This is a genomic window from Cytophagales bacterium (genome assembly GCA_019456305.1).
Taxonomy (GTDB): Bacteria; Bacteroidota; Bacteroidia; order Cytophagales; family VRUD01; genus VRUD01.
On record VRUD01000111.1, the window covers coordinates 1 to 10,652 of the forward strand.

Here is a 10,652-nt window from a genome sequence, read left to right on the forward strand (position 1 = left end):
CCGCAGCGCCTTCTAAGAATGAAAGCGTTAGTAAGATATATGGTGGGAGTTTCATAATTGGATGTTGGATATTGCCCAGACAAAGTCGGCAGTCGGCAATCAGCAGTCGGCAAAAAGGCAAAAAACAATTGCCGACTGCTCCCGAGTACTCGGGATGGACTGCCGACTGTGGACTGCCGACTGCCTACTGCCTATTGCCTACTGCCTACTATTTTCAATTATTCCTCTATTTCCCTATCCCCTATTTCCTTATTTCCCTTTATTCTTGAAATAATAAAAAACCCCACGGGTAAAACAGCAAGTGCGAAGGCAGTATAATAGCAGCTTGCTTTCAGCCCCACGAACGGTATCATGTAAAAGCCAAACAAAAAAGTAGTAATAATTCCTCCAAATGTTGATATAGCATAAACCGTTCCTGCTGCCTTCCCAACTTTTTCTAACTCTGTAGTAACCAATCTAATGGTAAGAGGAGCGATCATGCCAAAACAGGCGATCGGGGGAAGTAAAAATATAATACAGGAAACAGTAGTACCTGTCCTCAGCCAATTACTTCCTGTAGCTCTTTCCAGACTAATGAAGTACCCCATGATCATTTTAGACGTATGAGGCATTATAGCTACTAAAACAGCAGAAATTGCGATAATAATGAACAAGACTTTTACGTAGGGATATCGTTTTGAAATAATACCCCCAAGAAAATAACCTGTTGCCAAACCTCCCAATGTTATGGCTAATACCGGAGCCCAAACATAAAGGGAAGTACCAAAAAACGGGGAGATCAGTTTTGCGCTGATCAATTCTACGGCCATCACAGCGCCTCCTTCTATGAATACCGTAAAATACAAGTACCGCCTCCAGTAAGATGAAATTTCTGTGTTGTTCATACCTTTTTGCGCATGGCGCATAGAGTCCCATTAAATATAAGAGATTTAACGGGGTAAACATAGCCCCGCCAATTTGGCGGGGATCAACCTCGAGTACTCGGGGCCATGCGAAATTATTTTGTGCAATATTAATCAATTAAAAAGGAAAGATTAAAAAAAATATTTTTATTTTTGGAGGTAATTTTTTATACAACCGTACAAGTTTGCACCAGGTGGGGAATTATTTTGAGAGGATTATTTTTTTGTTAATTACCTCATCATTGGTGATTAAACGAACGATATAAATGCCGTTGGGGTAGCTGCTCAGGTTGATTTGGTAGTTTTTTTGAAGGATTGCTCCTTCTGATACTGCATATATTTCATTACCCAATATATCTGAGATGACAATTTTTATACTTTCCTTATTATTTAAGCTGACTTCTAAATTAAATATGCCATTTGTTGGATTAGGATATAAATAAAAATTTTCCTGGCTCAATATATTACTAAGCGCTTTATTGTTAAGTTCATTATATTTGATTATTGAATCATTTAAATTAAAAATAACCACAGGTTCTTCCTCATAAGGCATGTATCGGCCTACTCCTGTATTACACCCTCTAAGGCAGCCTTGACCGGTTATCCTGAAAAAAGACCCTGTTCCTGCTATTGCATGGAAACCATTAGTTAATCTTACAAAAGGTGCATTGAATGTGACGGATGTACCGCTTTGGACGGTGCAGTTGGATGCTACAATAGAAGTAGTTGCTTCATATACTCCGTTGTAGGTTCTTTGACCAGGTAAAGGAGGAGCTGAAAAAGAAACAACACTTGCACTTGTATGTAAATCGTTTGCATTATTAAAATTATAACTAATTCTACAAGGATCTCTTCCACCTAATCCAGTAAAACTAAGAGTAATAGGAGCAAGCCAGTCTTTTAACCGTGTTGAAGCAGAACCTCCTTCATCCCAAGATATATCAAATCGACCGTAATTGTCTTTATCATTTTGATTATCACATGAAGCACCTCCACCATAAAGTTGTCCAACAATGAGATTAAATTGATTGAATAATGGAGAACCTGATGAACCACCTTCAGTGGTACCTGATGCCCATTTAAACTTCCAACATTTTGCACCAAGAAATTTTCTCCTTCTTGGTTTTTTATCATATACTGAAATTTTCTTAATATCGCCTGATGGATGATGGATTCCTACACCATTCTCCGGTCTTGCATTGTCTTTATACCATCCAGCATAGTAGGTATTGAAATCACCTGGTGGACTTGCACTTAGTTCTAATAAAGCAAAATCAGAACCACTACGACTTGCTCGAAGTAAAGATCCAGAAATAGAATATGTTGTTGTTGGTTGATCTATTGGATTTGCACAAATAGGGCTTTGGTAATTGAAAATAAAAAGCCAATCGCTAATATTACCTGCTGATGATGATGTTACACAATGATTAGCGGTTAATAAATAAGGTCTTAAATCACTCCTTAAGTTATTGACTAAGGCACCTGAACAAAGGGTTACATGATGACCATTAGTATTGAGTCTGAGTATATAAGCAACCGAACGCCTTTGATTACACCAACCATTACCTTCCGGACACCTTACGTTTATATTACAAGCACCAGATGATCCAAAACCTGTAATAGGATGTGATTTATGAAATAAATTTTTATATACATGAACTACACCAGACACATTAATATTTCCATGTTGTATAACATTAGATGGTTCATAATATTCTAAAATAATAGTTTCACCTTGTATAGGACCAGCAGAAAATCTGTTATAGGGCTTATTATTTTGCTCAGTAAAGCCACCAATCCATGCACTTTTATCTTCATTGTAGATATAAAGTATTGCCCCTTGTGGTAACCAGAATTGATTAAAAACCAATAAAATATCATAAGCGCCAATTGATTTTATTTTTAATCTCCAAATTAAACTTCCATCATCTAATGTATCCCATAAACCAGAATTATTTAATCCCAAATTTACAGGCATAGAATAACCAAAACTAAATGTTTTTTCCTTTATTGTTGTATCTGCTAATTGCAAACTATCTTGAAATAAAAGCAAGGATGTATCAACGGGAGGCATATTAGTAATCGGGATTATTTTGTTTTTGATTGAAGGTGAGCAATTTGGTAAAAATGTATGTGGAATACCTCCAATATTTATCTGTGAAAATATTTTACTATTAATCGTAATAATAAATATAATAATTATTAAACAGGAAATTCTTGATAATTTTTCCATAATAGTTTGAAATAAATAAAATGATTCTAATTTATTAAAATATTTAGACAAATTATTATTGTTTTTCAAATATCATCTTTTCTGTATCATTATTAAATAATAGATAAAGATTGTATTTAGTTACTTGATAAGAAGTTACAATATAGATTGCATTCCAAAACTTTTTTCCCCATTCCGGCTCTGCAACTTTAGTCCCACCAAATTCTAAAACTTCAATTTTATTGTTATCATTTAATTTATATTTTCCAGATACAGAATTAGTAACTGTATGTCCATTTAATTTACCTTTTTTACCTTTATCAGAAAACTCAATGATAATTGAACGACTTATGTTTTGTGGTTCATATGTTATGGTATCATTATTAATATCTTCATAACTTATTAGTTTCCACTTTCCTGTTAATGTATTATTATCTTTTTTACAACTAGTATTAAAAAGTAAAAAAATAAAAAATACAACATACATTTCTGTTCTCTTCATATTAATAGTCACTTATATCAAATTTAACATAGTAATCATCAGGGACTTTAGGAACTATTACCCAGTTCATCGTATGGAATAACATTTCACATATTGGGCCTTTTCCAGTGAGCTTTACAGTATATCTATATTGTTTATTAGCATCATTTTTACATATTTTTTTAGAATAAAAATCTTCAGAACATGTTCCTTCCATGTATTTTCCTAATAATGTGTATTTAATAAAATCAATATCAAAGAGTATATAAGTTGAATCATAATCAATAAATGGTTGAAAAACAGCTTGATAAGTAGAATCATTATTAATAATGTACTCAATAGAATCATAAAAACAACAGCCCAAATCTATGATTTGAATATTATCTACTTCCACATAACCTTCCGGACATAAAAGTATAGGGGGGTCTTTTTTACAACCACAGCCCGTTGATAACAATAATATGGTGAATAGACATACTAAAATTTCCTTCATTATTTTTTCTTGATATTACTTAACATATCCTTAATCTCTTGTACATCCTTTTCTATTTTAATATTTTTCTTATTAAGTTCCTCATTTTGTAGTGTTAATATCTTGACTGTAGTTTTTAATTCATTAATTTCATTCTGCTGACTCGCATTTACTTTTTTTATAGAAAATATATCACTCATCATTGCATTAATTTCTTCTTTTATCTCGATCAGGTAAAGGAATATTTCTTCTACTTTTTTTACCAAAGCTTTAGTAATAAAACCCAGGCTTAGACCTTTGCCAATTACTTCTTCAGTGGTAGGTATCCCATCCAGGCTTTGATTTATAATGATATGAGGTTTTACTGTTCTGAGCAAGTCAGGCAATGGATAGTTTGGATGTAAAACGTAGTCAGCCCAGCCATCAACCATCATAATAATATCATCAGATGAAACAATTTTACCATCAACCTGCAGCATGGCATCAGCAAATGCGCCTGTTTTTTGTCTTTGGCCAATGATTACCTTTCCAAAAAAGAGGGCAGCCGGCCCACTCCCTGCCTGGGTTACAGAGAGTATAGTCTCTGAACGATTACCAGAAAAATTTACTAACGATGTAACACCTGAGGGTTGTGCGGTGTGATTATGATGTACATAAAATCGTCCATTACCAGTAAATCCGATAAGTTCCAACTGTTGTGAGCCTGTTCCTTGCGTGGCCTCTCTTAAAATAAGATCGCTATTTCCAGCTATTCTAACATCCCCGTCAAAATAACCTGCCCATGTTCTGGTCCCTTTAATGTTATCAATTGCAATCATGGCAGATACAGCGCCATTATTTATGCCGGGATAGCTTGTGATAGTTCCTCTTAATTCAGAATATGAACCACCTATCCAGGTTTTCAGCACATTAGCATTCAGAACTATTAGACTATCCAGGTCGGCAATACTTACTGCACCTGTGGCAAATGCATTGGATGAAGATACAATTCGTGAAGGTCTAACTACACCTAATACCCCGCCAATCATATGACCAGAAATATGAAATGCCTGTGAAAATCCAATCCTTGCCTCATAAGTACCTTGTATGGTAGAAAAATTTGTTCCGCCATTTGCCTGAAAAGCGCTGATAGCTCCTCTGTCATCAAGCGTTCCAACGTCAACTCTGATGGCAGGCTTATACTTAAAAAATTCAGGCGTTTGTACTATATGTATTTTTGAATTTATATCTGGTGTGGTAGTTCCCACGCCCAAATTCTCAAAGTCCGGGCATAAAAAGGCACTTACAGCCCCATCATCCTGCAATGCGGTAGTAGGAGAGGGACATGCTGCTCCTGTCGGTACATTTAATCCAGGTGGTATTATCACTCCCCCTCCTGGCAGACCATACACAAATGTGCTTATCAGTATAAAGCATACTGCAAACGATAGTAATTTTAGATTTTTCATAACATAGAGTTTTTTTGATTAAAAATTCTGCACGAAGGTAATAAGGGATTATTATGTATATAATAAAACATATAAAAAATTTTCAGAAAATTGTGTAAGATTTTCAGATTTATATTGTTAAAGCGTTGAAGATGTGTGAGTTGGGCTATGTTTTTTCTTATAAGAGCTTAGTGTTTCACCTTCAGTTTTTTTGAATTGATTAGATAAATATTGTACGCTGCTATAACGCATTTTTTTCGCAATTTTAGTTTCGGTTAGTTCGCCTTCTATTAACAATTGCTTTACACGTACTCTCTTTTGAGAAATGATATATTTTTCAATTGTGATCTTCTCTACCGATTTAAAAAGTCCACTCAGATAGTTGTAATTCATTCCAATACTTCCACTTATATAATCAGAGTTGTTCCTATTTATTTTGCTATTAAAAATTAAATTATTTATGGTACCTTTTATCTCTGCTACTATCATTTGCTTTCTGCCAAGAATAAGCTGCATATTATTATTTCTTAAAATAACCCTTATCCTCATCAACTGAAACTGACCAGGTTTATTGGCAAGGATGATCTTTCCTGTCATTATATTATTAACATGAATATTATTTATTTCTAATTGTTCCTTTAACACACGCATACAGTTATCACATGTTAGATTTTTTATCTTTAAAGAATAATTTTTCATTGTAATTCTATGTATTTTATTGCAATGTAGGTAATTTATAAACAAACACTATTATTTATCAGGATTATTTCATATCTTTGCGTAATAGCATTAACAATAATGAGTGAAATAGACAAAAATGAGCTTAAAAAAGAGCATTTAAGCAGCATTCTAAATGCAGCGTATTTCTATATTTAAATAATACTAAACCATTTAGATATTTCCACGTTGGTATATGGAAAAACGGTTATTATGATGAAGCTAATGAAAATACATTATGACAATCATGCGGATGCAGCTTATATTTATATTGCTGACAAAATCACAAACGGTTCAGTAAAGAAGACCTATGCCTGTGATATATCAGAAACTGACCATATGATAAATTTAGATTTTGATAATCAAGGCCGCTTAATAGGTATCGAAGTGCTTGACGCAAGTAAATGCCTGCCAAAAGAATCATTGAGATCAGCAGAAAAAATATAATAAAATGGCACATTCAAAAATACAGCCCTACAAACCCACCCATAAGCTCAGAATAGTCACTGCAGCTTCACTGTTTGACGGGCACGATTCGGCCATTAACATTATGCGCAGGATCCTTCAGGCCTCAGGAGCAGAAGTGATACACCTGGGTCACAACAGGTCTGTGCTGGAAGTGGTGAATTGTGCCATCCAGGAAGATGCACAAGCTATTGCAATGACTTCTTACCAGGGCGGCCATATCGAATATTTAAAATATATGGTTGACCTTTTGAAAGAAAAAGGGGCCGGGCACATTAAAATATTTGCCGGTGGTGGCGGAACGATCCTGCCTGAAGAAATAAAAGAGCTTGAAGTATATGGCATCACCCGCATATATTCTCCCGATGATGGCAGGGAAATGGGTTTGCAGGGCATGATCAATGATCTGCTGCAAAAATCTGACTTTTCTACACTTCATAACGGCCATGCAACCACTTTACGCACGAATGGCAATACAATATCAATTGTTAATGATAAACCAAAGGCCATTGCAGGACTAATTAGCTTAGCAGAAAGTTTCCCTGAAGCATTCATAGAAACTCATAAAATAATTGAAAAAATAATCAGGATTAAAAATATTCCTGTACTGGGTATTACAGGCACAGGAGGTTCAGGAAAATCATCCTTAATTGATGAGCTGGTAAGAAGATATCTAATTGATTTCAGTGACCTGTCTGCCAAACAAACAAACGGCAAGGCAGGCAAAACCGTAGCCATCATATCGGTTGACCCGTCAAAAAGAAAAACCGGGGGCGCTTTGCTTGGCGACCGCATTCGCATGAATGCGATCAATACTTCCAGGGTTTATATGCGTTCTCTTGCCACCCGGCAATCAAATCTGGCGCTAAGCAAACACGTCCAGGAATCCATTGACATCTGTAAGGCTGCCGGCTTTGATCTTATCATTGTAGAAAGTTCGGGTATTGGCCAGGCAGATACGGAAATTGTTGATCACTGCGATGTAGCAATGTACGTAATGACCTCTGAATATGGTGCGGCTACACAGCTTGAAAAAATTGATATGCTGGATTTTGCCGATATTGTGGCTATCAACCATTTTGATAAAAAAGGATCTTTGGATGCACTTAGAGATGTAAAAAAACAGTATAAACGCAATCATCAACTTTGGGATACACCGGATGAGGAGCTCCCGGTTTTCGGTACCATTGCTTCTCAATTTAACGACCCGGGAGTAAACAATCTTTATAAGAAGATTATTGACATAATTAATGAAAAAACTGGCGCTAACTTCAAAACCAATCCTGATAAAATCGGAATTAGCAATGGGATCTCTGAAAAAGTATATATAATTCCTCCGGAAAAGACGCGTTACCTGTCAGAAATCAACGAAACCATAGATGATTACCATTCGTTTATAGCTCAACAATGTAGTATTGCCCAAAAGATGTACCAACTCAATGGTACGATAGAGCAATTCAAATCCAATAAAGACAGTAAACCGGCTTCAGGGCAGTCAAACCAGCCTGTCCCGACAAAGTCGGGGAAACTTATCAATCAACTCGTATCAACTTATAAAACATTAGAACAACAATTAAACCCCGAATGTAAAAAAGCACTGGAACAATGGCCTGAAACCATAAAAAAATACAAAGCGGATAAGTTTCAATTTAAAGTCCGTAACAAGGTTATTGAACACGACCTTTATTATGAATCTTTATCACACATAAAAATCCCGAAAGTAACACTGCCAAAATATAAAGATTGGGGCGATATTCTCAAATGGTTATTAACCGAAAATGTTCCCGGTGAATTTCCCTTTGCTGCCGGTGTATTTCCTTTAAAAAGGCAGGAGGAAGACCCCACCCGTATGTTTGCAGGGGAAGGCGGACCTGAACGTACCAATCGAAGATTCCATTACGTTTCAATTGATCAACCGGCAAAGCGATTATCTACGGCATTTGATTCTGTTACGCTCTATGGAGAAGACCCGGATCATCGTCCGGATATTTATGGTAAGATAGGTAATTCCGGGGTAAGCATTGCTACATTGGATGATGCCAAGAAATTGTATTCAGGCTTCAACTTAGCCGACCCTAAAACTTCTGTCTCTATGACAATCAACGGACCTGCTCCTATGATCTTAGCCTTTTTTTTGAATACCGCTATTGATCAGCAATGTGAACGCCATATTAAGGAAAATGGCCTTGAAAAAGAGATTGAAAAAAAGATAGTTGATATTTACAAAAAGAAAGGCATCGTGAAACCGCAGTACAATGGCAATATACCAAAAGGCAACGATGGTCTTGGCCTCATGTTGTTAGGTGTTACAGGTGACGAAGTACTACCTAAAGAAATTTATGAGAAAATTAAAGCAAAGACACTTTCTACGGTCAGAGGTACGGTACAAGCTGATATTTTAAAAGAAGACCAGGCACAAAATACTTGTATTTTTTCTACAGAATTCGCCCTTCGTATGATGGGAGATATTCAACAGTATTTTATAGATAAAAATGTAAGAAATTTTTATTCGGTTTCAATTTCAGGATACCATATTGCAGAAGCAGGAGCCAATCCTATTTCTCAATTGGCTTTCACCCTTGCTAATGGATTTACTTTTGTGGAATATTATCTTTCGAGAGGCATGCATATTGATGATTTTGCCCCTAACCAATCCTTCTTTTTTTCTAACGGTATTGACCCTGAATATTCGGTGATAGGCAGGGTGGCAAGAAGAATTTGGGCAAAAGCTATCAAATACAAATATAATGGTAATGAACGCTCACAAAAGCTTAAATACCATATTCAAACATCCGGCAGGTCATTGCATGCGCAGGAAATCGCATTTAATGATATCCGCACCACCCTGCAGGCATTATACGCCATCTACGATAATTGCAACTCCCTGCATACCAATGCTTACGATGAAGCCATTACAACACCCACAGAAGATTCGGTGCGCAGGGCAATGGCAATTCAACTGATCATCAACAAAGAATTGGGTTTGGCTAAAAATGAAAATCCACTGCAAGGTTCTTTTATTATTGAGGAGCTCACCGATTTGGTTGAAAAAGCCGTTTTAGAAGAATTCAAACGCATCTCCGACAGAGGAGGCGTATTGGGCGCTATGGAGCGCATGTATCAGCGAACTAAAATACAGGAAGAATCACTCTACTATGAAAGCTTAAAACACAACGGAGAATTGCCCCTTATTGGGGTAAATACCTTTTTAAATTCTGAAGGATCCCCCACTATAATACCTAAAGAAGTCATAAGATCAACTACAAAAGAAAAAGAATACGCTATTAAATCATTGAAGGCATTCAAAGACAGAAATAAAGCGGTCCATGACCAAATGATAAAACATTTACAGAAATCTGCCGTAGAAAATAGCAATATTTTTGAAGCGCTGATGGATACCAGCAAAGTATGCTCGCTTGGTCAAATGTCTAAAGCGCTTTATGAGGTGGGAGGGCAGTATAGGAGGAATATGTAATGATACTAATAATAAAATGCTAATATACGAATGAATACAAATAAATTTTATCTTTAAAAGACATTATTAGGTATTCTGAAACAAAAATGGTACCTTTGGATTACGAAGGAGTTATGATGTGTTTACATGGAGCTTCTTTTACAGAAGATGACGCATTAATGATAAAAGTTATCAGCAAGCAAAAATATAATAAGTTCATTATGTAAAGGATGCTGATAGTTGGGAAGAATTGTTCAAAAAATATATAGATCATTATTAACAGTAAATACTTGTAAATCATGAAAAAATCATTTTTAGCAATCGTTTTATTGCTTATTTTTGCGGCATCCTGCACCCATGCAAGCAAGAATTGCAAAAAATGGAGGAAAAAAACGACTATTCACAAGCCGCACAGAATTCAGTATCATTAAGAAATTTAAAATTTTTAATCACTGTTGTCCGATTAAATTTATAAACTAATAAAATTACTTCTAAAAATTATAAATTTACTCATCAGCATAG

The 10,652-nt window shown here is 35.6% G+C and carries 8 protein-coding genes; 2 read left to right on the forward strand and 6 right to left on the reverse strand.

From position 1 onward, the window contains the following. Nucleotides 1-218: 218 nt before the first annotated feature. The 6 genes from FVQ77_16330 to FVQ77_16355 form a co-directional block, all read right to left on the reverse strand. Complete coding sequence (locus FVQ77_16330; GenBank protein ID MBW8051867.1) at nucleotides 219-884, reverse strand: hypothetical protein; 666 nt, start codon at nucleotides 882-884, stop codon at nucleotides 219-221. A 220-nt stretch (nucleotides 885-1,104) separates the two neighbouring features. Continuing rightward, nucleotides 1,105-3,135 carry a T9SS type A sorting domain-containing protein gene (locus FVQ77_16335; protein MBW8051868.1) on the reverse strand — a complete coding sequence of 677 codons (2,031 nt, stop codon included), beginning with the start codon at nucleotides 3,133-3,135 and terminating at the stop codon, nucleotides 1,105-1,107. Between the two features lie 55 nt (nucleotides 3,136-3,190). Continuing rightward, nucleotides 3,191-3,616: an META domain-containing protein gene (locus tag FVQ77_16340; protein MBW8051869.1), complete on the reverse strand. Its 426-nt coding sequence runs from the start codon at nucleotides 3,614-3,616 to the stop codon at nucleotides 3,191-3,193. A 1-nt stretch (nucleotide 3,617) separates the two neighbouring features. Continuing rightward, complete coding sequence (locus tag FVQ77_16345; GenBank protein ID MBW8051870.1) at nucleotides 3,618-4,088, reverse strand: hypothetical protein; 471 nt, start codon at nucleotides 4,086-4,088, stop codon at nucleotides 3,618-3,620. Then, the gene (locus FVQ77_16350; GenBank protein MBW8051871.1) at nucleotides 4,088-5,515 is read right to left on the reverse strand and encodes a hypothetical protein; all 1,428 of its coding nucleotides are present in this window, start codon (nucleotides 5,513-5,515) and stop codon (nucleotides 4,088-4,090) included. The genes FVQ77_16345 and FVQ77_16350 overlap by 1 nt, the downstream gene beginning before the upstream one ends. Before the next feature lie 117 nt (nucleotides 5,516-5,632). Next, nucleotides 5,633-6,193, reverse strand: a complete 561-nt coding sequence (locus FVQ77_16355; protein ID MBW8051872.1) for a helix-turn-helix transcriptional regulator — start codon at nucleotides 6,191-6,193, stop codon at nucleotides 5,633-5,635. Nucleotides 6,194-6,427: 234 nt separating this feature from the next. On the opposite strand from FVQ77_16355, the gene FVQ77_16360 reads away from it, so the two are divergent. Both FVQ77_16360 and FVQ77_16365 read left to right on the forward strand, forming a co-directional pair. Then, a complete protein-coding gene (locus FVQ77_16360; GenBank protein MBW8051873.1) occupies nucleotides 6,428-6,658 on the forward strand; it encodes a DUF2283 domain-containing protein in 231 nt (76 codons plus the stop codon). A gap of 4 nt (nucleotides 6,659-6,662) precedes the next feature. After that, the gene (locus FVQ77_16365; protein MBW8051874.1) at nucleotides 6,663-10,151 is read left to right on the forward strand and encodes a methylmalonyl-CoA mutase family protein; all 3,489 of its coding nucleotides are present in this window, start codon (nucleotides 6,663-6,665) and stop codon (nucleotides 10,149-10,151) included. Nucleotides 10,152-10,652 lie beyond the last annotated feature (501 nt).